Here is a 22,356-nt window from a genome sequence, read left to right on the forward strand (position 1 = left end):
GGGGCCCGGCCCCGCGGTTGGGGCCCGCCCCCCCCCGGGGGCCCCCCCCCCCCCCCCCCCCCCGGGCGGGGGGGGGGGCACCCCGGGGCGGGCGGGGGGCCCGGGCGCCCCGGGGCCCCCGGGCCCCCGGCCCGCTGCTTTCAGCGCTTGCGGACGAGGGTGATCCCGTCGGCCATCATCAGCAGCGACAGCTCCACCCGGGGGTCCTCGTGCAGGGCCCGGTTCAGCGCCCGGACCCCGGCGGTGTCCGGGTCCACGGCGGCCGGATCGGCGACCCGGCCGAAGAAGAGGGTGTTGTCGACCACGATCAGACCGCCGGCGCGCAGCAGCGCCAGCGAAGTCTCGTAGTAGCGGACGTAGTTGGTCTTGTCCGCGTCGATGAACACCAGGTCGAAGCTCTCCGGTCCGCGCTCCGCCAGCAGCGCGTCCAGGGTCGCGGCGGCGTCGCCGATCCGCAGGTCGATCCGCGAGTCGACCCCGTCCCGCTTCCAGAACTCGGCGCCGATGGCCGGCCACCGCTCCTCGATGTCGCAGGACACCAGCACCCCGTCGGCCGGGAGGGCGCGGGCCATGCACAGGGTGCTGTAGCCGGTGAAGGTGCCTATCTCCAGCACCGCCCGGGCCCCCGTCAACCCGACCAGCAGGGCCAGCAGTTGGCCCTCCTCCGCCATCACCTGCATGGCGGTGCCGCCCGGCAGGTCCGCGGTGGTCTCCCGCAGCTCCCTGAGCAGATCGTCGTCACGGAGGGAGACCTCCCGGACGTAGGCGAGCAGGTCGCGGGTGGCTGTTGTCTGGTCGGCCATGGCGAAGGGTCCTCTCGGAGGTGATCGGGGTCGGGGGAGATCGGGTCTGGGGAGATCGGGGCGGGGGAGATCGGGTCTGGGGAGATTGGGGCGAAAGGATCGGGGCGAGGGACGAGCGGGCCGCCGGGAGGTCACCCGGCGCGCATGTACGGCTGGTCGTGCTGCCGGACGGCGACCGCCTGCGCCCGCTCGTGGGCGTAGGCCTGCAGCAGGGCGTCCAGCCGGTAGCGGCCCGCCGTCGGCGCGCCCAGCAGGTTCGCCTCGACCAGGGCGTCCAGGGCCTCCTCGGCCTGCTCCTCGGAGCAGCCGAACATCATCGCGACCCGGCTGCCGGAGACCGAACACGCTCCGGCGGCCCCCAGCGCGGTGAACACCTCGGCCGGGTCGACCCCGGCCGGAGCGGTCCGCCGGAGCCCGGCGTGGTCGGCGTCGAGGCAGGGCCGGACACCGAGGTCGCCCGCGTGCAGTTCGTCCAGCAGCTGCGGGGCCTCGGTGAGCCGTCGGGCTAAGTACCCGATGCTCCAGTGCGGGCGCTCCAGCAGCCGGGTCCCCGCGATCCGTATCGCCAGCGGCAGGCCCGCGCAGACCGTCAGCACCGTACGGGCCGCCTGCGGTTCGGCACCGACCCTGGCCGGGCCGACGATGCTGCCCAGCAGCTCCAGCGACCCGGCCTCGTCGAGCGGGCCGAGCTGGAGGGTGCGCGCCCCCTCCAGGTCGGCCAGTCGCCGCCGGCTGGTCACCAGCAGTCTGCTGCCCCCGCTGCCCGGTATCAGCGGCCGCACCTGCGCGGTGCTGGAGGCGTTGTCGAGCACCACCAGCAGGCGACGGCCCGCGGTGAGCGAGCGGTAGAGGCTCTCCCGCTCCGACGACTCCTCGGGTATCTCGTCCCGGGGCACCCCGAGGTCCGCCAGGAACCGCGGCAGGACCGCCCGGGCGGTCAGCGGCCGGGCGGCTCCGCCGAGGTCCGCGTAGAGCTGGCCGTGCACCGAGGCGCCGCGTACGGCGTGCGCCGCGTGCAGGGCCAGCGCGCTCTTGCCGACACCGCCCCGGCCGGTCACCACCGCCGTCGCCACCATGCCCGCGGGCATCGAGCCGGTCGTGAGGAAGTGCTGCAGCCGGGTCAGCGCACCGGAGCGGGCCGACAGCGGCAGCGGCACCGAGGGGAGCTGCGCCGGATTCGGCCGGAAGGGTCTGTCCCAGACGGCGGCCGGCGCCGACGCGGGGGCCGCCGCCCGGGCCGTCGCGGGCTGCTCCGGAGAGTTGGGCGTACGGGGCCGGTCGGGGACCGAGAGGATGCGCCGGTGGACCTCGCGCAGATCGGCGCTCGGTTCGGTGCCGAGCTGCTCGACGAGCAGCACCCGGGTGCGCCGGTAGAGGTCCAGGGCCTCCGACTGCCGTCCCGAGCGGAACAGCGCCAGCATCAGCTTGCCCACCAGGGCCTCCCGCAAGGGGTGCTTCCGCACCAGCCGCACCAGCTCCGGCACGACCTCGGCGTGCCGCAGCAGCGCCAGCTCCGCGTCGAACCGCAGCTCCATCGTCTGCAGGCGGAGCTCCTGGAGGTAGCGGCCCTCCACGTCGCGCAGCGTCTGCGACGGGATGTCCGCCAGCGGCTCCTCGCGCCACAGGGCGAGCGCCTCGGCCAGCGCGGCGGAGGAGCCCTCCAGGTCTCCGCGCTCGGCCAGTTCAGCCGCGCGCCGGCGGTGGGCCGTGAACTGCCCGAGGTCGCTCTCGTGCTCGCCGAGTTCGAGGAGGTAGCCGGGCGCCCGGGTGAGGATCCGGGCGGAGGCGATCTCGCCCAGCGACTGCCGCAGGCGCATCACGTAGGTGCGGATGGTCGCGGCGGCACTCGGCGGCGGGGCGCCGTCCCAGACGTACTCGGCGATCCGGTCGACCGAGATCACCCGGTTGGCGTTGAAGAGGAGCGCTGCCATGACCACGCGTTGCCTCGGCGCCGACACGTGCACCTCGCACGCGTTCAACCGGATGGAAAGCGGGCCCAGCAACAGGAAGTTCAAGGGGAGAGTCCTCTTCGTCGCACGGCCGGTGAACAACGCTGCCTCCAGCCTCTTTGGGGGACCGTGTACGCGTCAACGCGGTCCTGTCGGACCGGTGCCGCCGAGTCGGAGCCAAGTAAAGCCCACCGGATTGCTCCGTTTCGCAACGTCCTCGCCAATCACCGGAGAAGATGGCCGGAATTGACCCCGGACATGAGCGGATCGATGCGCTCCGGTGAGTACTTGCTGACATTCCGAGCGGTATGGCAGGCTGCTGTCATATGCGGTGCCCGTGAGTCGCCGATCGCCGTCGATCGAAGCTCTCCGTATAAGCGCGCACCCGACGGCCCGTCGGTGCGGAGGATGTCCTGACCGAGCACCACACCCCGCCCGCCGGCACCGCGCGGATTTCGAGAAGAGAATGAAAGGCCGACATGACCTCCCTCTCTTTGGACAGCGACCTGTGGTGCCGTCGCTTCCACCCCTCGCCGGCGGCCACCCGCCGCCTGGTCTGCTTTCCGCACGCCGGCGGCTCGGCGAGCTTCTACTTCCCGGTGTCCGCCGCACTGCAGGGCCCGGTCGACGTCCTGGCCGTGCAGTACCCCGGCAGGCAGGACCGCCGGGAGGAAGCCGGCGTCCACGACCTGCACCGCGTCGCCGACGAGGTGGCCCGAGCGCTGCGCCGCTGGGACGACCTCCCCCTGACCCTCTTCGGGCACAGCATGGGCGCGCTCGTCGCCTTCGAGGTGGCCCGGCGGATCGAGCGCGCGGGCGGCCGGATCGACCACCTCTTCCTCTCCGGCCGCAAGGGGCCGTCCGCGGACCGGCCCGACTCCTCCCACCCGGTCGACGACGAGGGCATCGTGGCCGAGCTCAGGGCCATGAGCGGCACCGACGCCCGAGTCCTGGAGGACGAGGAACTGCTGGCGATGGTGCTGCCCGCGCTGCGCGGCGACTACCGCGCGGTCGGGGCCTACCGCGCCGACCGCGACGCCGCGGTCGGCTGCCCGGTCACCGCCCTGGTGGGGGACCAGGACCGCTGGGCGCCGGTCCCCGAGGTCGGGCGCTGGCGCGAGCGCACGACGGCCGCGTTCGACCTCAAGGTCTTCCCCGGCGGGCACTTCTACCTCAGCAGCCGGGCGGACGAGGTGACCGCCGTGCTCCGCGACCACCTCACCGGCGCGCTGCGCGCCTGAACGCCCGGACGGCGGGGAAACGGACGTGCCCGGCTTTGGGGTACGGCCACCCCGTGTTCTCCCGGAATTCCCCGAGTCCCAGGAGAGGACGGGGTGCGCCGTTCCTCCGTCTCCCGCCGTGCGAGTCCGCCCGGAGTTGCTGCGGGCCGAGAAAATCCCTTTCGAAGGCGGGAAATGCAACTCCGCCACTGTGCTGCCGGAGATTTTCCCAGATCCGGATATCGTCTCGATATCGCGTCGCGAGACCGGTTACCGAGCGTCCGGTCGGACGCCGGATTCTGCGGCATTGTGCGGTCGGGTTCACTTCTGCCGCACCACGCCCGATCCGCACCACCGTTCCCTCCTTTCACACCATTCACAGGAGCTGTCATGAGTCTGGGGTACCTGTTCGGCGGCGGCGTCGGGACCGAGCCGCACGGCCTGGAGCTCTACCGGACCTACGAGGTCGTGCAGGACTGGTACGAGCAAGTCTCCACGTGGACCGGACTGACGGTCGGACAGATCCTGGAGGAGGACCTCCCGACCGCCCAGGAGGAGCGCCAGAGCGTCGGCACGGTCCGCGAAGCCGCCCTCGCGATCGGCGTGCACGACGTGCTCGCCTCGTTCAACCTGCGCCCCGCGGCCATCGGCGGCCTCAGCCTCGGCGCGATGACCGCCAGCTGCCTCGCCGGATCGCTGGGGCGACGGGAACTGTTCGAGATGCTGGCCGGATCCCGCGACACCCCCGAACCGCCCGCCGAGGACCCGCGGCAGGGCATAGCCATCGCCTTCGGCTCCCTCGACGACGGTGCCCCCTCCCACCCCGGCGAGAACGTCCCCGGCGTCTACCTGGCGGGCGACTTCGGCCCCACGGCCGACGGCACCAAGCGCATCATGATGCTCGCCGGCCACGCCGAAGCACTCGGCGCGCTCGCCGCCGAGGTCCCGCCGGGAACGGTCGTCCCGCTCCCCGGCCGCACCATCGCCGTCCACACCCCGCTGCGCCGGCCCTACCGCGACTTCATGGCCCCGCGGATCGACGCGATCCCCTTCGGCGACCCCGAGATTCCCCTGCTGTCCTGCCTGGAGCCCAAGGTCCTGCGCACCGGCGCCGAGGTCAGGGACCTCTTCCAGCGCAACTCCACCGACCCGATCAGCCTGGTCGACGTCTACACCGGGATGAAGGAGCAGGGCGTACAGCTCGGGCTGGTGATGGGACCCTCGATTCCCGAGGGCATCCTCGCGTTCCCCTTCCCGGTGGTGCACATCGAGCGGCCCGAGCACGTCGAGCAGGCCCTGACCACCGCCTACGAGCTCGGCATCGACCTCTCCGGCGCCCCGGCCCTGTCGTGACCGCCCTCACCGGCGCCGACCCGGACACCCAGATCGCGCGATGGCTGGACACCGACCTCGACGAGTGGACCCGCACCGTGGTCCGGCGGCACTTCGACCCGGTGACCGGAAGCCCCTACTGGCTCGGGCAGGCCCCCGAGCTGGACTTCGACCCACGCGACATCACCCGCTACGACCAGCTCGTGGCCTTCGGCCCGTTCCCGCTCGACCGGCTGCGCACGCAGGACCCCGCGGACCTCGTCCCGCTGTCGGTGCCCAGGCCGCTCGTCGGCCGGGTCTGGGACACCGGCGGCACCACCGGCACCCCCTGCCGGGCGTTCTACACCCCCGACATGCTGCGGCACCGGGCGCTCTGGCGCCGCTGGTCCTTCGTCCGGGAGGGCTTCGCACCGGGCCGCACCTGGCTGCAGGCCACCCCCACCGGACCGCACCTGATCGGCAACGGCGTCCACGAGGTCTCCGAACTCCACGCCGGCCAGGTGTACGCCGTGGACATGGACCCCCGATGGGTGAAGCGCCTGATCCGGGCGGGACGCATGGCCGAGGTCGGCGACTACACCACCCACCTGCTGGAGCAGATCGCCGACGTCCTCGCACCGGGCCGGGTCCACTACGTCAACACCACCCCGGCCCTCTTCCAGGCCCTCCGCCAGCACCGGCCCGAACTGGTCGCCGCCCTCGACGGCGTCCGCCTGAGCGGCACCCAGATCAGCGCCGACATGTACCGGACCTTCACCGCCGCCCTGCAGGGCGGGATCTGCGGGCTGACCTACGGCAACACCTTCGGCAACGCGGCCTTGCTGGACATCGAGCGGGACGGCGAACTGATCAGCTACGTCCCGAACTACCCGCAGGTCACCATGGCGGTGGTCGACAAGGCCGACCCCATGACCACGGTCGCCCCCGGCACGGTCGGCCAGGTACGGCTCACCGTCCTCCACGAGGACCTCTTCCTCCCCAACATCCTGGAACGCGACCAGGCCCTCCGTCACCCGACCGACCACTGGCCCACCGACGGCGTCGCCAACGTCCGCCCCCTCCAGATCGCCAGTTCGTCCCCCGAGGGCCTCTACTGAACCGTCGCCCCGCAACGACGGCAGGTTGCAGGGGGCGCCCGACCGCGGCTGTCGGCGGGTGCCCCTGGGAACCGGAGCCCCGGAGTGCTGGATGCCGTACGGCGTCAGGCGCCGTAGCGGCGTCGGCGGGCCGCGTAGGCGCGGAGGGCGCGGAGGAAGTCGAGTTCGCGGAAGGCCGGCCAGTAGGCCTCGCAGAAGTAGAGCTCGGCGTAGGCGGTCTGCCAGAGCAGGAAGTTGGACATGCGCTGTTCGCCGCTGGTGCGGATCACCAGGTCCGGGTCCGGGCGGCCCGCTGTGTAGAGGTGGCGGGCGATGTCCTCGGCGGTCAGGGTGTCGGCGATGTCCCGGGTGGGGCGTCCGGCGTCGGCCTGTTCGTGCAGCAGGTCGCGGACGGCGTCGACCAGTTCCTGGCGGCCGCCGTAGCCGACAGCCAGGGTCAGTTGGGCGCCGGTGGTGCAGTCGGCGGTCGCCTCGACCGCGTGCTTCAGGGCGCGGGCGGTGGTATCCGGGAGGGTGTCCAGGTCGCCGGCCAGGTGGACCTGCCAGCGGGGGCGGGGGACGGTCAGGTGGGCGGTCAGGACGTCCTCGATCACCCGCATCAGGTAGGTGATCTCGTCGTCGCCGCGGCGCTGGAGGTTCTCCGCCGAGCACACGAACACCGTCACGTGCCGAATCCCCAGTGTCTCGCACCACTTCAGGACCGAGCCGACGTGCTGCGCGCCGAAACGGTGGCCGAGCCGGGTGTCCGCGAGGCCGCGTTCGCGGGCCCAGCGGCGGTTGCCGTCCATGATCAGGCCGATGTGGCGGGGGAGTTCGGCGCCGGCCAGGCGGCGGCGCAGGCGGCGGGTGTACAGCGCGTACAGCGAGGCGGTGAGGCGCATATGACGGTCCTTCAGGGATCGGTCGGTTGCCAGGCGGCGGTTCACCCGGTGCATACTGGGACATGAATAGCACGCGTCGCGTGCTATCGGGAATCGGGAGGGAACCGGGTGCGCACCAACGACGCCCAGATGCTCGTGCTGTCCGCGCTCGCCGACGGCCCCCTGCACGGATACGCCGTCAACACCGCCATCGAGCGGATGACCGGCGCCCGGCTCGGCCGCGGAAGCCTCTCCGGCGCGCTCGCCCGGCTGCACGGAAAGGGCCTGATCGCCTACCTGGACGGCGACGGGCGGCGTCGCCCGATCCGGCTCACCGAGGACGGGCGGGCCACGCTGGGGCGGGAGTTGGGCGCGCTCGCCGACGTCACCGGGCGGCTGTTCGAGACCGTCGTGCCCGACCGGATCGCCTACCAGGAACGGCTCGCCGCCACCGACCAGGTCCGCGCCTACAAGCAGGTCCTGCTGGACGCCCTCGACGCCCGCCCCGGGCAGCTCGTGCTCGACTGGGGCTGCGGCCCCGGCACCGACCTGGAGGCGCTGGCCCGCGCCGTCACCGCCCGCGGCCGGGTCGTCGGCATCGACCACGATCCAGTGATGGTTCGGCAGGCGGCCATGCTTCCGGAGGCCCGCGTCCTGCATGCCGACGTGCACGCCCTCCCGCTGGCCGCCGACTGTGCGGACCGGGTGCGCACCGACCGGCTGATGCAGCATCTCACCGACGTGCCAAGGGCTTTGGCCGAGGCCCACCGAGTGCTGCGCCCCGGCGGGCGGCTGGTCGCCGCCGAGCCCGACTGGGACACACTGGCCGTCGACCACCCCGACCTGGACATCGCCCGTGCCTGGACCAGGCACCTCGCCGACCGGATCGTTCGCAACCCCGTGATCGGACGTCAACTGCCCCGGCTCGCCGCACAGTCCGGCTTCGAGGTGCGGGCCGTCGTCCCCATCACCTCGGTGTACCGCGAGGTCCGCGCCGCCGACCAGGTGCTCGGCCTGCACCGCAACACCGAACGCGCCGTCGCCGCAGGCTACTTGACCCGTGAGCAGGGGGAGGAGTTTCTCGACCACCTTGCGCACGGGCCGTTCCTGGCGTCCGTCACGCTGTACGTGGTCACGGCCGAGAAGGTCTGAAGGAGGACCGCCCCGCTCGGGTGGGGAGTGGGGCGGTCGGGCGGGTCAGGACTTCGGGCCGCAGAAGGTGAGGTCGATCAGGCTCAGGACGGCCGGGGTCAGTTCGGCGCCCTTCTGCGGGTCGTAGGGGTTCGCCGAGATGGCGATCTGGCGGGTGCCGGAGCGGTCGCCGAACAGGTAGGTGACGTAGCCGTGGATGCCGCCCGGGTGGCCCCAGACCTCGCCGCAGGAGGTCCGCAGCTGCATCAGGCCCAGGCCGTAACGGGTCGGCGGCTGCTCGTCCGCCGCCACCGTGGTGGTCATCTCGGCGAGCTGCGCGGGGGCCAGCAGCCGGCCGCCGAGCAGCGCCGCGTTGAAGCGGGCCAGGTCGTCCGTGGTGGAGATGATCTCACCGGCCGCGCCCGCCATCGACGGGTTCAGCTCGGTGATGTCGGCCGGCCCGTCGGGCAGCGCCAGGTAGCCGTGGCTGTGCGGCCCCGGGACGGTGGTCGAGGTGCCCGGCAGGAAGGTGTGGCGCAGGCCCAGCGGCTGGAGCACCCGGTGGTTGACCTCCGTCCGCCAGTCGTTGCCGGTGACCTGCCGCACCAGTTCGCCCAGCACCAGGTAGTCGGTGTTGGAGTAGTGCCAGCCCTGGCCGGGCGGGAAGTACGGCGGGTGCGAGACGCCGATCGCGATCAGGTCGCGGGGGGCGAGGGTCTTCCACCGGTCCACGGCGAGGAGTTGACGCAGCGCGTCGTCCGACTCGTACGCGAACTTCGGGTCCTCCAGGAAGTCGAACAGGCCCGCGGTGTGGTTCAGCACCTGGCGGACGGTGATGTTCGCGCCGTTCGGGATCATGCCCGGCAGGTAGCGCTCGATCGGGTCGTCCAGGCCCACCCGGCGCTCCGCCGAGAGCTGGAGCACGACGGTGGCGACGAACGTCTTGGTGACGCTGCCCGCCCGGAACTCCCCGTCCACCGGCGCGGGTTGCTGCGTGGTCAGGTCGGCGACGCCCGACGTGCCGCGCCACACCGCCCGCCCGTGGTCGCGCACCTCGGCGACCGCGCCGGTCGCACCCGCCCGCACGGTCAGCGCGTCCAGCCCCTGCTGGAGCGCGGCCCGCGGCGGGACCGGGCTGCCCACGGTGGCTGCCCCGGCCGTGGGCGCCAGGGCGAACACCGACGCACCCGCCAGCAAGGACGCGGCCAGCCGCAGCGCGGATCGGTAATTCTTCACACGAGTCTCCTTCGACAGACGCTCAGATCAGAAGGGGGTTCGTCGCCCGACAGCCTCACGGCTCCGGCGACCCCACGGCATCACTCGCCGGGAGGAGAGACCGGAATGGAAGATCATTCTCCGGACGGAAGGGCGTGCGCCGTGACCCCGTCGAACGACGGGGAGCGCGGGGTGTGTCACGGGCGCCCGCTAACGTCCCCGGCATGAACGACTCCCCGCACCACCACCCCGTCGTCACGCGCCTGGTGGACGGCCGGATATGCGCCTACCGGCCCTCCAGCAGCGCGGTGGGCGAACTGGCGCCCGTCGCCGTCTTCCGGCCGGTGGCCGGGGACGAGGTGGTGAGCCCGGCGGTGCCGGCCGACCTCGCCCGGGCGTACTACGCCACGCGGGACGGCGTGGTGTGCGTGGCGGCGGACGGACAGCAGGTGTGGCGCTTCGGGTTCGCGCCGGAGCAGGGAAGGTCGTGGAGTCACGCGCCGAACTGCGCGCTGGCGCCGGACGGGCGGAGCGTCTGGGTCTACCAGCCGGACGTGATGGCCGGGCGTGGCGAGGCCGACCTCTGGACGGTGCTGGACGCCGCGACCGGCGCGCTGCTCGGGCGGGCCGAGCTGAAGACGGTCGGTCAGGGCGGCGAGCAGTGGGTGGACCGGGCGAGCGGGGCGATGCTGCTCGACGTCGGCGAGGGTCAGGATGGCACCACCGTGTACCGGGGCACACTGACCGAGGACGGCCTCCGGGTCGAGCACCTGCCGTGGGACGACCGTTGCCCGATCGGCATGTCGCCCGACGGCCGCCACCTGCTGACGGTCGATCACGGGCAGGAGGACGCCACCGTGCTCGCGCTCCCCGGCGGCGAGGTGCAACTCACCCTCGCCCTGGGCGACTTCGGCGACGACGCCGAGCCGGAGGCCGTCGTCGAGTGGAGCGGCGGGTACCTCGACGCGGACACCCTGCTGCTCGTCCTGGCCGGCGAGACCGAGGACGAGCAGGAGTGGTTCCGGACCTACCGCGTCGATGCCCACGACGGCCGGGTCCTCGGCGAGTTGACCACCCACGGTGAGCATGCCTACGACCTGCAGCCGCTCGGCGACGGCAGCTGGCTGACCAGGGGACCGGCCGGGCACCCCGTGCGGTGGCTCGCACGCTGAGGCGGTGGGCGTCAGGTGGCGGGTTTGCGGGCCTCGATCAGGGTGCGGGAGGTGGTGGAGACGAACGCGCCCTCACGCGCGATGTGGTCGTGCAGCTCGCGCAGGCGCTCGCGGTAGCGCTCGACGGTGAAGTCCGGCACCGCCCAGACCACCTTGCGCAGGAACCAGACCACGGCGCCGACGTCGAAGAACTCCAGCCGCAGCCGCTCGTTGCGGCACTGCACGATCTCCAGCCCCGCCGCCCGGGCCTGCGCCGACTCCACCTCCGGCTCGCGCGAGTCGCCCACCTCGAACGGGCCGAGGAAGTACGCGGTCAGCTCCACGTTGGAGCGGCCGCCGACGTGCTGCGCGAAGTAGCTGCCGCCGGGGGTGAGGACGCGGGCGATCTCCGGCCACTGCACCGCGATCGGGTGGCGACTCGTCACCAGGTCGAACGCGCCGTCGCAGAACGGCAGTTGGGTGCCCTGCTGGTGCGTCACCAGGGCGGCGCCGAGCGGGTGCAGCAGGCGGGTGGCCCGGGCCGCGTTCGGCGGCCAGCCCTCGGTGGCGGCCAGGGTGGGCGGGAAGTTCTTCGGCCCGGCACCCGCCAGCACCTCGCCGCCGCCGGTCTGCAGGTCGAGCGCGGCGGTGGCGGCGGAGAGCCGCTCGCCCAGCAGCCGCTGGTAGCCCCAGGAGGGGCGCTGCTCGGTCGCCCGGCCGTCCAGCCAGGAGAAGTCCCAGCCGTCGACCGGGGCGCCAGCCGCCTCGTCGAGGAGGGCATCGAATGAAGCGTCCATGGCATGCATTCAACCCTGCCCCTCCCGGCTGCCGGTAGAGGTTTTCGCGCGGTGTCCACCAGGTCCGCCGGAAGGTCCGGCGGCTCGGGTGAACCGGCCTCCGTCGATCAACTCTCGTTCGGCAGCGCCCTGTGGAATGATCACGCCATAGCTGCAGACAGTAGCCGCACCATTACAGGAGGAGACATGGCCGAGCGCCAGAACGGCACCGTCAAGTGGTTCAACGACGAGAAGGGCTACGGGTTCATCTCGCCCGAGGACGGATCGGCGGACCTGTTCGTGCACTTCAGGGCAATCGAGAGTCAGGGCTTCAAGTCTCTGGCGGAGGGGCAGAAGGTCACCTTCGAGGCGGTCCAGGGGCAGAAGGGGCTCCAGGCCGACAGGGTCCAGGTCGTCGGTTAGTAGCCGGTCGGGGGCGCTGCACCCGGGGACGCCCGTGGCCGAACGTCCGTCGTCCGGGTGCGCGGCCGCTCCTGCCGCCGGATCTCGATCGCCGCCCCTGCTGCCGGATCTCGATCGCCGCCCCGGCCGCCGGCGTCGGGAGTTCGGCCCGAGGGGCTGTTCAGTCCAGGCGGCCGGTGAAGTGGAGGCATGACCGGCTCGGACCTGCCCAGGGCCGCAGTCAGGGCGTAGGCGGCGTGCTGCCGGACCTCCGGGTCGGGATCGCCGAGCAGCGGCACCAGCAGTTCGGCGTCTGCCGCCAGGGCTTCGCGAGCAGCCTGGACCGACCAGTTCGCCAGGTAGCCGGACGGTTCGAAGATCGGTTGGTCGTCGGCGCGGGCAGCACGCAGCAGGCCGGTGCGGCTGCCGTCGCCGAGGTGCTGGCGGCGGGCCAGGCCCGCGACGAGTGCCAGAAACGCGGCACGGTGGAAAGGGTGCCCGACGGCGATGCGGATCAGGAAGGGAACGGCCAGGGCGCCGGCCGCGCAACCGGTGTCGTGGTGCAGCGGGCTGTGCCAGGGCGCGACGAGCGCCAGGTGCGAGTTCCGTTCGTCGCGGCCGGGGAGCGGGTCGTGCTGAAACGCCTCGGGGGCGAGCGGTTTGATGCTTCGGGAAGGTTTGCCGACAGGGTGTCGGCAACGGCGCAACTTAGGTTAGGCTCACCTATGTCGTCGGGGGAATTCGATCTCTGGAGGCCCTGCCCCATGCCCAGCCCCACCCTGCTGCCCGTCCCGTTCTCCACCGAGCTCCGCACCGCCAGCGCGGAGGAGCATGAGGCGGCCGAACAGTCCTCCTTCATGAGCGACCTGCTCGGCGGACGGCTCGGCATCGAGGCCTACACCGACCTCACCGGCCAACTCCTTTACGTTTACCGGGCGTTGGAGGCGCACCTGGCCGATCTCGCCGACCACCCCGTGGCCGGGCCGCTCCTCGACCGGGCCCTGCTGCGCACCGCCGCCATCGAACGCGACCTCGACCACCTGGCCGGCCCCGACTGGCGCGAGACCCTCGCCCCGCTGCCCGCCACCACCGCCTGCGCCGAGCGGATCCACGCCCTCGCGGCCGACTGGCTGGCCGGCTACCTCGCCCACCACTACACCCGCTACCTCGGCGACCTGTCGGGCGGTCAGATCATCCGCGGCGTCGCCGAACGCACCTGGGGCTTCGCGCGCAAGGGCGACGGCGTCCGGTTCTACGTCTTCGAGGAGATCGACAACCCCGCCGCGTTCAAGCGCGACTACCGCGCCAAGCTGGACGCCGCGGGCGAGCTGATGGACGAGGCGGAGCGCGGGCGGGTCGCCGAGGAGTGCAAGCGCGCGTTCACGCTCAACGGCGAGATATTCGCGGAGCTCGGCCGGCGGCACGCGCCGGTGGTCTGACGGATCGTCAAAAGCTCGCTGTTCGATGGGCGTTCTTCCGCAGGCCGGGACGGGGTGACACCGGCGCCGTTCGTTCGGGCATCATCGACGCCATGAGCGACACGCACCCCGACCGGCTGAACCAGTTGTGGCAGGACTTCCTCGCCCTGCCGTTCCCGCGCAGCTGCTACCGGCAGGCCCCCGACGGCGAAGACCTGGTCCTGCTCGACAGTCACCTGGCCGGCTGCGTGTCCTCCGCCCTGACCGGCCCGCTCGACCACCGTCGCCGCGAGGCCCTCCGGAACGGCATCGCCGCCGTCCACCGCATCCTCCCCGCGCTCGGCGAGGACGCCGAGGCCCGCGAGTACTTCGTCCACCTGCGCGAACTCGCCGTCCTCGCCGCGGAACGCCAGGCCCCGGACGGGGCCTCGTAGGACCAAAGCACCCGCCGAGGGGCATCCGCACCAGGCCTGACGACCGGGCAGGCGAGTCGGGCCCGGTCTCACCGCCCGGAGCTTGCGGCTGCGGGGGGCGCAGGGGCGCGGTAGGCGGCGGCCTGGATGTCGAACATTTTCGCGTAGGCGCCGCCGAGTTCCATCAGCTCCCGGTGGCTGCCGCCTTCGACGATCCGGCCCTCGTCGAACACGAACACGCGGTCGCAGGCGGTGGCGGGGCCGAGGCGGTGGGAGACCAGGACGGTGATGGTGTCGGGGCCGGCGTACTCGTCGAGGACGGCGCGGAACAGCCGGTCCTCGGCGAGCGGGTCCATGCTGGCGGTGGGCTCGTCCATCAGCAGTACCGGGGCCTGCTGGTACAGGCCGCGTGCGCAGGCGACCTTCGACCAGTTGCCGTCGGAGAGTTCCGCGCCGCCCTCGAACTGCGGGCTCAGGACGGTCTGCCACCGCTGGTCGAGAGCGGCGATCACCCGGTCGGCGCCGGTTGCCGTCACGGCGCGCAGCGCGCGTTCGGGGTCGGCGGCGGTGACGCTGCCGGAGCCGATGGTGACGTTGGCGAGGGCGGACAGCGGCCAGTGCCCCGGGTCCTGGAGGACGAGGGCGACCCGGCCGGTGAGCGTGGCCGCGTCGAAGGTGCGCACGTCCACCCCGTCCCAGGCCACCGTGCCGGCCGTCGGCTCGTACAGCCCGGCGAGGATCCGCGACAGGGTGGACTTGCCGGAGCCGTTGGCGCCGACGAACGCGTACTTCTTCCCGGCCTCCAGGGTCAGACTCACGCCGTGCAGGGCCTGCTTGCCCTGCGGGTAGGCGAAGTGCACGTCGCTGACCGTGATCGTCTTCACCGTCTCGGGCGCGGGTGCCCCGGTGCGTGGCAGCCGGGCCCGGCAGCTCTCCTCGAAGCGGTTCAGGTCCTCCACCCACAGGGCGTTCTCGAACACCCGGTGTCCGGCGATCACCACCCGCAACAGGGCGCTCTGACTGGCCTGGATGGCGAGGTAGGCGGCGCCGCCGGTGGCCAGCGGCATCCACCCCGCGCCCAGCATCCAGGCGAGCGCCGCGTAGGTGGCGAACATGCCGATCCCGCCGAGCGTGCGGCCGGTGGCGGCCGCCCGGGCCTGGTGCTTGCCGAGGGCGACCTCCTCGCCGGTGATCCGCGCGGACAGCGAGTGGTACTCGGCCAGCAGCGCGTCCTGGGCGGTGGAGACGCGCAGTTCGGCAGCGGTGTCCCGCTCGTACAGCACCCACGCGAAGTGCATCATCCGGCGGCGCAGCGAACTCTGCCGCACGGCGGAGAGATAGCCGGTGCGGATGGAGTGGACGGACGCGGCACCCTTGGGGACGACGGCGGCGAGCAGCAGCACCAGCAGGACGGGGTGCAGGAGGCCGAGGACACCGGCCGCGCCCAGCAACGCCAGGACGGCGCTGGCGAGTTCGATCGTCTTGTCGATGGAGTCCTTGGCGTAGTACAGGCCGCGGTCGTGGGCGCGCCGGACCTCGTCGGCCCAGGTGGGATCGTCGACGGCGGCGAGTTCGACGCGGCCGGTCAGGGCCAGGAACTCGCCCTCCAACTGCTGGCGCACCCGCGGCCCGAGCCCCGCCTGCCAGTACGAGATACCGGTGTCGACTACCGCCCGGAGCATCAGCAGCACGGCGACCAGCGCCAGCGCGGGCAGCGCCGCACGGATGCGCTCCTGGGTCGCGCCGCCCGCGAACACCTTCTGCATCACGCCGAGGCCCGCGAGCAGTCCGGCCGAAGCCATGGCGGCGGAGGCGAGTTGCAGCACCGCGACGAGGACGGCGGCACGCCGGTCGGCCCGCCACGCGGTGCCCCACACCTGCCGGACGATCGCGGGCAGACGGCGGGCGATGGTCAGCAGCCCGGTCCGGGCGGCCTCACCCTCGAACGTCTCCCAGAAGCCCCGGGTGACGTGCCTGCCGAGGTCGCCGCCGGTCGGCGCGGCCTCCATCCGCTCCGGGGGCGGCTCGAGGGCGGCGGCGCGGGGCCCGGGCAGGTGGGCTGCGGTGTGGTCGGTCAAGTGGCACTCCTGTGGGCCGAGTTGGCTGCTTGTGGAGGTGGGCCACGTCCGATGATGGTGCTGTTCGAATTCGGGGTTCAAGTGGCTCCGGCCTCTGGGCGAGTCCGGGTCGAACGGTGACGTTTCGAGCGTGCGCCGGTGTCACCGCAACGGGTCGGGCCCGGGCGGGAGCCTCTCGACTCCCGTCCGGGCCCGGTGCCTGGATCGGTCAGCCGGTGGTGCGGCGGCGGACCAGGACGGTGGTGGCGCCGCCCAGCAGGACCAGGCCGGCGGCGGTGGCGAGCAGCGGCATGGAGCCGGTGCCGCCGCCGGTGAAGGCGAGTTCGCCGCTGGGGCTGTCGGTGCTGGTGAGGGTCGCGCCGGTGCCGCCGGTGCCGGTGGTGCCGGTGGTTGGGGCGGTGCCCGGGGTCGGGAGGGTGGCGTTGCGGTCGAAGGAGAGGGTGACGGTCAGCGCGTCAAGGGCCTCGCCCGCGCGGTAGGTGCCGAACGCCGGGACGCCGTCGGCGGTGAGCTTGGCCGGGACCTGACGGAGCGTCACCACGCCGTTGACGGGCTTGAAGTCGGCCTTGGAGAGGTCGAGTTGGGCGAGGCGCACCGCGCGGAGGGAGACCGGCGAGCCGCCCCCGCGAGTGGCGGCGGAGACGTCGGCGACCAGGTACGCGCCGCCGGCGTCCACCCGGAGGCCCAGCTTGGAGAGCCGGGTGTCCAACTCGTAGTGGCCGTCGGCCGCCTGGTGGCCGAGGAAGCGGACCGAGCCCGCGAAGTCGGCCGTCAGCGCGTGGTTGTCGGTGCGGTAACTGCCGGTGGCCGACCCGAAGCGGTAGTCGTTCGCGCCGTCGTCGAACTGCACCTTGCCGCCGGCGATCGGCCCCGTCACGTAGCTGCGGAAGCCTTCCTTGACGCCCCACTCCAAACGGCCGTCGACGACTGCCAGTTCGTTGCTCGCCGGGGTGGAGGCGGAGGCCGAGGGGGAGGGGGAGGTCGAGGGGGAGGGGCTGGCGGAGGTGGAGGGAGTGGGGGAGGTGCTGGGCTGGGCCGACGGCTCGGTGGTCGGTTCGGTCGAGGGCTGGGTGGTGGGCTGAGTGGACGGCTCGGTGGACGGCTCGGTGGTCGGGGTCGGGGACGGCGAAGTGGTGGACTGCTTCAGGACGATGGACAGCGGGTCCAGTTCGGTACCGGCCTGGTAGAAGCCGGCGAAGGCCTTGGCGCCCTCCGCCGTGAGCTTGGCGGGGGTGGCGGTGCCGTTGGTGGTGTCGCGGGCGACGGTGAAGGTGGCCAGCGGGACGTCCTGGCGGAGCGTCGGGGTGGGGGCGCCGACGGTCTCCTTGGAGGCGGTGTCGGCGGTGAGGGTGCCGGTGCTGCCGCTGGTGGTGATTCGCAGGTCGCTGATGGCGACGTCGAGCGCGCCGCCGTGGGCGAGGAAGCGGACCCCGCCGTCGAAGGCCGCGTTCAGCGAGTGGGTCGTCGTGTCGTAGCCGGCGGAGGCGAGGTTGAAGTGGTACGAGCCGTCCGTGTTGACGGTTGCGCCGCCGGTCAGTTCGACGCTGCCGCCGCCCGCCGGGCCGGTGACGTAGTTGCGGAAGCTGGCCTTGACGCCCCAGTCGAGCGAGCCGGTGTCGTAGGTGACGGCGGTGGGGGCGCCGGCGCCGAACGCGAGGCCGGGCAGGCCGAAGGCGGTCAGGCCGAGGCCGGTGGTGACGGCGGCGAGGGCGGCCAGGCGGGTGCGGTTGCGGTGGGACGTGGCGGTCCGGGACATGGGTGAAGGACTCCAGGAGGAAGGGGCAGAAGGGGGAGAGGTGGTCAGGGGCGGCGTCGGCGGACGACGAGCGCGGTGGCCGCGGCGGCGGCGAGCAGGGCGCCGAGGAGGGCGAGCGTGCTGGCGGACAAGCCGTTGTCGGTGTGGGCAGCAACCAAGTTGGGGCTGGCGCTGGGGCTCGGGGCGGGGCTGCCGAGGTCGGGGAGCGGGGGAAGGGCGGCCGCCGGGTCGAGGACGACGGCGAAGGTCAGCGGGTCGAGTTCGGTGCCCGCCGGGTAGAGCGAGCCGAAGGCCTGGGCGCCGGGGGTGGTCAGGGTGAGGGGGAGGTCGGTGGCGGTGAGCAGGCCGTTCTCGGCCTTGAGCCCGGCCGCGGGGAAGGTGGCGAGTTCGGTGGCGGGGGAGGTGCGGGTGGAGCCGTCGGGGGTGCGGCCGTTGACGTCGGCGAGCAGCCGGCCCTGACCGTCCGTCACGGTCAGGCGGGGGTTGGCGAAGGTCAGGTCGAGGCCGAGGGTGTCGCCCTGGCGCAGGCCGGTGAAGTGGACGGCGCCGGTGAAGGACGCGTCCAGGGTGTTGGTGGCGGCGTCCCAGGTGCCGTGGCCGGGCGTCCAGCGGAAGAACGCTCCGCCGTCCGCCGCGCCGTCGGTGAGCTGCCAACTCCCTTGGGCGATCGAGCCGGTGACGTAGTCGCGGAAGGTCCGGCGGACACCCCAGTCGAGTGCGCCGTTGCTGAAGGAGGTGGCGGCGGGCGGGGCGGAGCCGGAAGGAGCGGAGCCGGAAGGATCGGAGGAGGACGGCGCGGCGGGGGGTGTGGACGGCGCGGCGGACTTGAGGGTGACGGAGAGGGTGAGCGGGTCGAGTGCCGTGCCTGCCGGGTAGAAGCCGCCGAAGGCGTTGGCGCCGGCCGAGGTGAGGGTGGCGGGCACCTGGCTGAGCGTGACGGTGCCGGACGCGCCCTTGAGCGAGACCCCGGACAGTGAGAGGTCGGCGAGCCGGGCCTGTTCGGTGGACGAAGTCCGGCCGGTCTGGCGGGACTTGGAGCTGACGTCGGCGTACAGTGCGGCGCTGCCGTCCTCGGTGGATCTGACGGTGAGCCGGGAGATGCTCAGGTCGAGCGCGTTGCCGCCGTTCTCCTGGTGGCCGGTGAAGCGGACGCCGCCCTGGAAGGCGGCGGCCAGCCGGCCCGTCCCCGGGTCGTAGCTGCCGGTCGCGGAGTGGAAGCGGAACGCCGAGCCGCCGACGGTGGACGCGCCGCCGGTCAGGGCCCATTTGCCGTTCGCCACCGGGCCGGTGACGTAGGTGAGGAAGCTCGCCTTGATTCCCCAGTCCAGTCGTCCGCCGGAGACGGTCGCGTCGGCCGCGGCGGCCCGTCCGGGGAGGCAGAGGAGCGTCAGCAGCAGGGCCAGCGGCAGGGTGAGGGCGGCGTGCGGGCAGCTGCGGGGAGCGGGGGGCCGTCCGGAGACGGGCATGGCGGATCACTCCTAGGGGAGGGGGGTGTTGAAGTGAGGTAAGGCTAACCTAATATATGGGTCAAGTGTTCCGCCCTCGACCCCTCGGTCGGCTCCGTCGGGACGTCAACGCACCTGGAAAGGCCCGAGGTTGAGCACCACCCGAAGTCCACGAAGCCTGCGCGCCCGTGCGGGAGCCGCCCTCGGCGTCCTCGCCCTGCTGCTCGGCGCGAGCGCCTGCGCCACCGGCGAACCCGCCGCCGCGCCGAAGGCGGCCGGTACCGCACCGAAGACGGCCGGCGCGGCGAACCCTGACCGGATCGAGGCGCTGCCCGGCACGCCGACGCCCCGACTGCCCGTCACCGTGCCGTCCGCCGACGGCCGCCAGGTGACGGTCGGCAGCGCCGAGCGGATCATCCCGCTGAACGGGAGCCTCGCCGAACTGGTCTTCAGCCTCGGACTCGGCCCGAACACGGTGGCCCGGGACGTGTCCACCACCTTCGAACAGGCCGCCCGGCTGCCGGTGATCACCCAGGCGCACGAGGTCTCCGCCGAAGGCGTGCTCTCGCTGCGCCCCACCGTGGTGCTCGCCGACCGAAGCACCGGCCCCGCCGAGGCCGTCGAACAGATCCGCGCCGCCGGCGTCCCGGTGATCGTGCTGGACGACGCGAAGAAGCTCGACGACATCGGCCCCCGGATCGACCGGGTCGCCGCCGCGCTCGGCGTCCCCGAGGCCGGAGCGGAGCTCAAGTCCCGTACCGAACAGCAGATTTCCGAGGTGCAGGCACAGATCCCGGCGACCGGCGGGGCCCGGCCCAAGGTGGCGTTCCTGTACCTGCGCGGCAGCGCCTCGGTGTTCCTGCTGGGCGGCCCCGACTCTGGCGCGCCCTCCCTGATCGAGGCCGCCGGCGGCGAGGACGCCGGCACCGCCGCCCACCTCACCGGCGACTTCACCCCGCTCACCAGCGAAGCCCTGGTCAAGGCCGCACCCGACGCGATCCTGGTGATGAGCAAAGGGCTTGAATCGGTGGGAGGCGCAGAGGGGCTGCTGAAACTCCCCGGCGTCGCCCAGACCCCCGCCGGACTCGACCACCGGATCGTCGCCGTGGACGACGGGCGCCTGCTGTCCTACGGGCCGCGCACCCCGCAGGTGCTGCGGGAGATCGCCGCCCAGCTGCACCGGGAGGGCAAGTGACCGCGACGCTGGAAAGTCCTTCAACTGCGCTGACAGGAAAGGCAGCTCGCGACAGGAAGCCGCTGCTGCTGGCCGCCCTCGGCGTCGCCCTGCTGGCCTGCGCGCTGCTCGCCGCCGGCACCGGCGCGTACCGGATCCCGCTCGGCGACATCCTCGCCTCGCTCGCCCACCGCGCCCACCTCGGCGGCCACCCGCTGGAGCGGGTCCCCGAATCGGTGCTGTGGAACGTCCGGCTGCCCCGGGTGGTGCTCGCCCTGCTGGTCGGCGCCGCGCTCGGCTGCGCGGGCGCGCTGATGCAGGGCGTGTTCGGCAACCCGCTCGCCGAACCAGCCGTGATCGGCGTCTCCTCCGGCGGCGCGGTCGGCGCCGTCGCCTGCATCGTGCTCGGCCTGGACGCCCTCGGCAGCTGGACCGTCACCGCCGCCGCGTTCGCCGCCGGACTGCTCACCGTCGGCGCCGTCTACGCGATGTCCCGCAGCGGCGGCCGCACCGAGGTGGTCACCCTGCTGCTCACCGGCGTCGCCGTCAACGCGTTCTGCGGCGCGCTGATCGGCCTGCTGCTGTTCACCGCCGACACCGCCGCGATCAGCCAGGTGACGTTCTGGCAGCTCGGCTCGCTCTCCCAGGCGAGCTGGAGCAAGGTGCTCGCCGTTCTGCCGTTCGCCGCCCTCGGACTCGCCGTCGCCCCGCGCTACGCCCGCCGCCTCGACCTGCTCGCCCTCGGCGAACGGCCCGCCCGCCACCTCGGCGTGGACGTCGAGCGGATGCGGATCGTGCTGATCACCGTGGTCGCGCTGCTCACCGCTGCCGCCGTCGCCGTCAGCGGCATCATCGGGTTCGTCGGCCTGGTCGTCCCGCACCTGCTGCGGATGCTCGCCGGGCCGGGCCACCGCTTCCTGCTGCCGGCCTCCGCCGTGGGCGGCGCCCTCGTGCTGGTCGTTGGTGACCTGGCCGCCCGCACCCTGGCCGCGCCCGCCGAACTCCCGCTCGGCGTCCTCACCGCACTCATCGGGAGCCCGTTCTTCTTCTGGCTGCTGCGCCGCACCCGACGCCGCCAGGGAGGCTGGGCATGACGGAGCTTCTGCACGCAGAGGGAATCGGCTGCGAGGTCGGCGGCCGTCCGCTGCTGACGGACGTGCGGCTGACGGTGCGCCGGGGCGAGATCCTCGCGCTGCTCGGCCCGAACGGCGCCGGGAAGTCCACCCTGCTGTCGGTGCTGGCCGGGGACCGCGGGCCGAGCAGCGGCGAGGTGCGGCTGGACGGCCGTCCGCTCGCCGGGTACCGGCCGGCCGAACTCGCCCGCCGCCGTGCTCTGTTGCCGCAGCACCACGAGGTGTCGTTCCCGTTCGCGGCCGGGGAGGTGGTCCGGATGGGCCGCGCGCCCTGGGTGGGCACGCCCGCCGCGGGCGAGGACGAGCAGGTGGTGGCCGAGGCGATGGCCGCCACCGACTGCGCCCACCTGGCCGCCCGCCCCTTCACCGCGCTCTCCGGCGGCGAGCGGGCCAGGGTCGCGCTGGCCCGGATCCTCGCCCAGGACACCCCGCTGCTGCTGCTCGACGAACCCACCGCCGCGCTCGACCTCCGCCATCAGGAACTGGTCCTGCGGATCGCCCGGGAGCGCGCGGAAGCGGGCCGGGGCGTGATCGTGGTGCTGCACGACCTCACGCTGGCCGCCGCGCACGCCGACCGGATCGCCCTGCTGGACGCCGGACGCGCCGTCGCCGTCGGCCCGACCGGCGAGATCCTGGACGCCGCACTGCTCAGCCGGGTCTACCGGCACCCCGTCGAGGTGCTGGCGCACCCGCGCGGGGGCGCGCCCATCGTGCTGCCCGAGCGCCCCCGCGAAGCAGATTGACGGATCGTCGGCCCGGGAAGATCCACTCCTGGGCGACGACCGACCGGGGGAGATCCGGATCGCGACGCGGTCCGGGCGGGTGATCCCGCGCCGGCGGCCCAAATGTCCGGGCCCGGCACGGGAACGGCAACCAGCAGTAACCGGACCACCCGGAGGCACTGTATGCACCTGACCATGGTTCTGCTGCTCACCCCCCTCGTCCTGGCCGGCGCCGTCAGCGCCACCAGGGCCCCCGCCCGGCGCGGTCGGCACCGCGCCGG

The 22,356-nt window shown here is 73.1% G+C and carries 20 protein-coding genes; 11 read left to right on the plus strand and 9 right to left on the minus strand.

Translation table 11 applies throughout. The annotated features are described in order from the left end of the window. Nucleotides 1-140: 140 nt before the first annotated feature. Both ACFYS8_RS16730 and ACFYS8_RS16735 read right to left on the minus strand, forming a co-directional pair. The gene (locus ACFYS8_RS16730) at nucleotides 141-803 is read right to left on the minus strand and encodes a class I SAM-dependent methyltransferase (protein ID WP_387641617.1); all 663 of its coding nucleotides are present in this window, start codon (nucleotides 801-803) and stop codon (nucleotides 141-143) included. A 131-nt stretch (nucleotides 804-934) separates the two neighbouring features. Then, nucleotides 935-2,767 carry a BTAD domain-containing putative transcriptional regulator gene (locus tag ACFYS8_RS16735; protein WP_387642166.1) on the minus strand — a complete coding sequence of 611 codons (1,833 nt, stop codon included), beginning with the start codon at nucleotides 2,765-2,767 and terminating at the stop codon, nucleotides 935-937. Nucleotides 2,768-3,231: 464 nt separating this feature from the next. Between ACFYS8_RS16735 and ACFYS8_RS16740 the strand changes: the two genes are divergently transcribed. The 3 genes from ACFYS8_RS16740 to ACFYS8_RS16750 all read left to right on the plus strand — a co-directional run bounded on the left by ACFYS8_RS16740 (nucleotide 3,232) and on the right by ACFYS8_RS16750 (nucleotide 6,401). Next, the gene (locus ACFYS8_RS16740) at nucleotides 3,232-3,993 is read left to right on the plus strand and encodes a thioesterase II family protein (RefSeq protein ID WP_387641619.1); all 762 of its coding nucleotides are present in this window, start codon (nucleotides 3,232-3,234) and stop codon (nucleotides 3,991-3,993) included. Between the two features lie 369 nt (nucleotides 3,994-4,362). Continuing rightward, entirely contained in the window at nucleotides 4,363-5,325 is a 963-nt protein-coding gene (locus ACFYS8_RS16745; protein ID WP_387641622.1) for an ACP S-malonyltransferase, read from the plus strand. Then, nucleotides 5,322-6,401, plus strand: coding sequence for an arylcarboxylate reductase (locus ACFYS8_RS16750; RefSeq protein ID WP_387641624.1), 1,080 nt, complete (start codon nucleotides 5,322-5,324; stop codon nucleotides 6,399-6,401). The genes ACFYS8_RS16745 and ACFYS8_RS16750 overlap by 4 nt, the downstream gene beginning before the upstream one ends. Nucleotides 6,402-6,505: 104 nt before the next feature. Here ACFYS8_RS16750 and uppS read toward each other — a convergent pair whose 3' ends face one another. Then, entirely contained in the window at nucleotides 6,506-7,282 is a 777-nt protein-coding gene (gene uppS, locus ACFYS8_RS16755) for a polyprenyl diphosphate synthase (RefSeq protein WP_387641626.1), read from the minus strand. Nucleotides 7,283-7,390: 108 nt separating this feature from the next. Here uppS and ACFYS8_RS16760 point away from each other — a divergent pair, with 108 nt between their 5' ends. After that, the gene (locus ACFYS8_RS16760) at nucleotides 7,391-8,413 is read left to right on the plus strand and encodes a methyltransferase domain-containing protein (RefSeq protein ID WP_387641628.1); all 1,023 of its coding nucleotides are present in this window, start codon (nucleotides 7,391-7,393) and stop codon (nucleotides 8,411-8,413) included. Nucleotides 8,414-8,458: 45 nt separating this feature from the next. On the opposite strand, the gene ACFYS8_RS16765 is transcribed toward ACFYS8_RS16760, so the two are convergent. Continuing rightward, nucleotides 8,459-9,628, minus strand: a complete 1,170-nt coding sequence (locus ACFYS8_RS16765; protein ID WP_387641631.1) for a serine hydrolase domain-containing protein — start codon at nucleotides 9,626-9,628, stop codon at nucleotides 8,459-8,461. A gap of 203 nt (nucleotides 9,629-9,831) precedes the next feature. On the opposite strand from ACFYS8_RS16765, the gene ACFYS8_RS16770 reads away from it, so the two are divergent. Then, nucleotides 9,832-10,779, plus strand: a complete 948-nt coding sequence (locus ACFYS8_RS16770) for a hypothetical protein (protein ID WP_387641633.1) — start codon at nucleotides 9,832-9,834, stop codon at nucleotides 10,777-10,779. A gap of 11 nt (nucleotides 10,780-10,790) precedes the next feature. Here the strand turns inward: ACFYS8_RS16770 and ACFYS8_RS16775 are convergent, their stop codons facing one another. Beyond that, nucleotides 10,791-11,555 carry a methyltransferase domain-containing protein gene (locus tag ACFYS8_RS16775; protein ID WP_387641636.1) on the minus strand — a complete coding sequence of 255 codons (765 nt, stop codon included), beginning with the start codon at nucleotides 11,553-11,555 and terminating at the stop codon, nucleotides 10,791-10,793. A 186-nt stretch (nucleotides 11,556-11,741) separates the two neighbouring features. On the opposite strand from ACFYS8_RS16775, the gene ACFYS8_RS16780 reads away from it, so the two are divergent. After that, nucleotides 11,742-11,957, plus strand: coding sequence for a cold-shock protein (locus ACFYS8_RS16780; RefSeq protein ID WP_387641639.1), 216 nt, complete (start codon nucleotides 11,742-11,744; stop codon nucleotides 11,955-11,957). On the opposite strand, the gene ACFYS8_RS16785 is transcribed toward ACFYS8_RS16780, so the two are convergent. Then, nucleotides 11,954-12,643: a hypothetical protein gene (locus tag ACFYS8_RS16785; protein ID WP_387641642.1), complete on the minus strand. Its 690-nt coding sequence runs from the start codon at nucleotides 12,641-12,643 to the stop codon at nucleotides 11,954-11,956. The genes ACFYS8_RS16780 and ACFYS8_RS16785 overlap by 4 nt on opposite strands. A 57-nt stretch (nucleotides 12,644-12,700) precedes the next feature. Here ACFYS8_RS16785 and ACFYS8_RS16790 point away from each other — a divergent pair, with 57 nt between their 5' ends. Further along, nucleotides 12,701-13,375: a heme oxygenase (biliverdin-producing) gene (locus ACFYS8_RS16790; protein ID WP_387641645.1), complete on the plus strand. Its 675-nt coding sequence runs from the start codon at nucleotides 12,701-12,703 to the stop codon at nucleotides 13,373-13,375. Between the two features lie 92 nt (nucleotides 13,376-13,467). Further along, nucleotides 13,468-13,788: a hypothetical protein gene (locus ACFYS8_RS16795; RefSeq protein WP_387641647.1), complete on the plus strand. Its 321-nt coding sequence runs from the start codon at nucleotides 13,468-13,470 to the stop codon at nucleotides 13,786-13,788. A gap of 68 nt (nucleotides 13,789-13,856) precedes the next feature. Here ACFYS8_RS16795 and ACFYS8_RS16800 read toward each other — a convergent pair whose 3' ends face one another. From ACFYS8_RS16800 to ACFYS8_RS16810, 3 genes are all read right to left on the minus strand, one after another. Continuing rightward, nucleotides 13,857-15,845 carry an ATP-binding cassette domain-containing protein gene (locus ACFYS8_RS16800; RefSeq protein WP_387641649.1) on the minus strand — a complete coding sequence of 663 codons (1,989 nt, stop codon included), beginning with the start codon at nucleotides 15,843-15,845 and terminating at the stop codon, nucleotides 13,857-13,859. A 208-nt stretch (nucleotides 15,846-16,053) separates the two neighbouring features. Further along, nucleotides 16,054-17,601, minus strand: coding sequence for an HtaA domain-containing protein (locus tag ACFYS8_RS16805; RefSeq protein ID WP_387641652.1), 1,548 nt, complete (start codon nucleotides 17,599-17,601; stop codon nucleotides 16,054-16,056). Between the two features lie 44 nt (nucleotides 17,602-17,645). Then, on the minus strand, nucleotides 17,646-19,067 hold the full coding sequence (locus ACFYS8_RS16810; protein ID WP_387641655.1) for an HtaA domain-containing protein: 1,422 nt from the start codon (nucleotides 19,065-19,067) through the stop codon (nucleotides 17,646-17,648). A 130-nt stretch (nucleotides 19,068-19,197) separates the two neighbouring features. On the opposite strand from ACFYS8_RS16810, the gene ACFYS8_RS16815 reads away from it, so the two are divergent. From ACFYS8_RS16815 to ACFYS8_RS16825, 3 genes are read left to right on the plus strand one after another with little or no spacing between them, the layout of a single operon-like run. After that, on the plus strand, nucleotides 19,198-20,241 hold the full coding sequence (locus tag ACFYS8_RS16815) for a hemin ABC transporter substrate-binding protein (protein ID WP_387641657.1): 1,044 nt from the start codon (nucleotides 19,198-19,200) through the stop codon (nucleotides 20,239-20,241). Nucleotides 20,242-20,249: 8 nt separating this feature from the next. Then, entirely contained in the window at nucleotides 20,250-21,314 is a 1,065-nt protein-coding gene (locus ACFYS8_RS16820) for a FecCD family ABC transporter permease (protein WP_387642169.1), read from the plus strand. Further along, a complete protein-coding gene (locus tag ACFYS8_RS16825; protein WP_387641658.1) occupies nucleotides 21,311-22,096 on the plus strand; it encodes a heme ABC transporter ATP-binding protein in 786 nt (261 codons plus the stop codon). The genes ACFYS8_RS16820 and ACFYS8_RS16825 overlap by 4 nt, the downstream gene beginning before the upstream one ends. The last annotated feature ends 260 nt before the right edge of the window (nucleotides 22,097-22,356 follow it).

The organism is Kitasatospora sp. NPDC004615 (assembly GCF_042873545.1).
GTDB lineage: Bacteria > Actinomycetota > Actinomycetes > Streptomycetales > Streptomycetaceae > Kitasatospora.

Bases quoted from the DNA above. Each gene is read 5' to 3' on its own strand.
- ACFYS8_RS16730 (WP_387641617.1), bottom strand. From the start codon at position 803: ATGGCCGACCAGACAACAGCCACCCGCGACCTGCTCGCCTACGTCCGG.
- ACFYS8_RS16740 (WP_387641619.1), top strand. From the start codon at position 3,232: ATGACCTCCCTCTCTTTGGACAGCGACCTGTGGTGCCGTCGCTTCCAC.
- ACFYS8_RS16745 (WP_387641622.1), top strand. From the start codon at position 4,363: ATGAGTCTGGGGTACCTGTTCGGCGGCGGCGTCGGGACCGAGCCGCAC.
- uppS (WP_387641626.1), bottom strand. From the start codon at position 7,282: ATGCGCCTCACCGCCTCGCTGTACGCGCTGTACACCCGCCGCCTGCGC.
- ACFYS8_RS16770 (WP_387641633.1), top strand. From the start codon at position 9,832: ATGAACGACTCCCCGCACCACCACCCCGTCGTCACGCGCCTGGTGGAC.
- ACFYS8_RS16775 (WP_387641636.1), bottom strand. From the start codon at position 11,555: ATGGACGCTTCATTCGATGCCCTCCTCGACGAGGCGGCTGGCGCCCCG.
- ACFYS8_RS16780 (WP_387641639.1), top strand. From the start codon at position 11,742: ATGGCCGAGCGCCAGAACGGCACCGTCAAGTGGTTCAACGACGAGAAG.
- ACFYS8_RS16790 (WP_387641645.1), top strand. From the start codon at position 12,701: ATGCCCAGCCCCACCCTGCTGCCCGTCCCGTTCTCCACCGAGCTCCGC.
- ACFYS8_RS16795 (WP_387641647.1), top strand. From the start codon at position 13,468: ATGAGCGACACGCACCCCGACCGGCTGAACCAGTTGTGGCAGGACTTC.
- ACFYS8_RS16805 (WP_387641652.1), bottom strand. From the start codon at position 17,601: ATGTCCCGGACCGCCACGTCCCACCGCAACCGCACCCGCCTGGCCGCC.
- ACFYS8_RS16810 (WP_387641655.1), bottom strand. From the start codon at position 19,067: ATGCCCGTCTCCGGACGGCCCCCCGCTCCCCGCAGCTGCCCGCACGCC.
- ACFYS8_RS16825 (WP_387641658.1), top strand. From the start codon at position 21,311: ATGACGGAGCTTCTGCACGCAGAGGGAATCGGCTGCGAGGTCGGCGGC.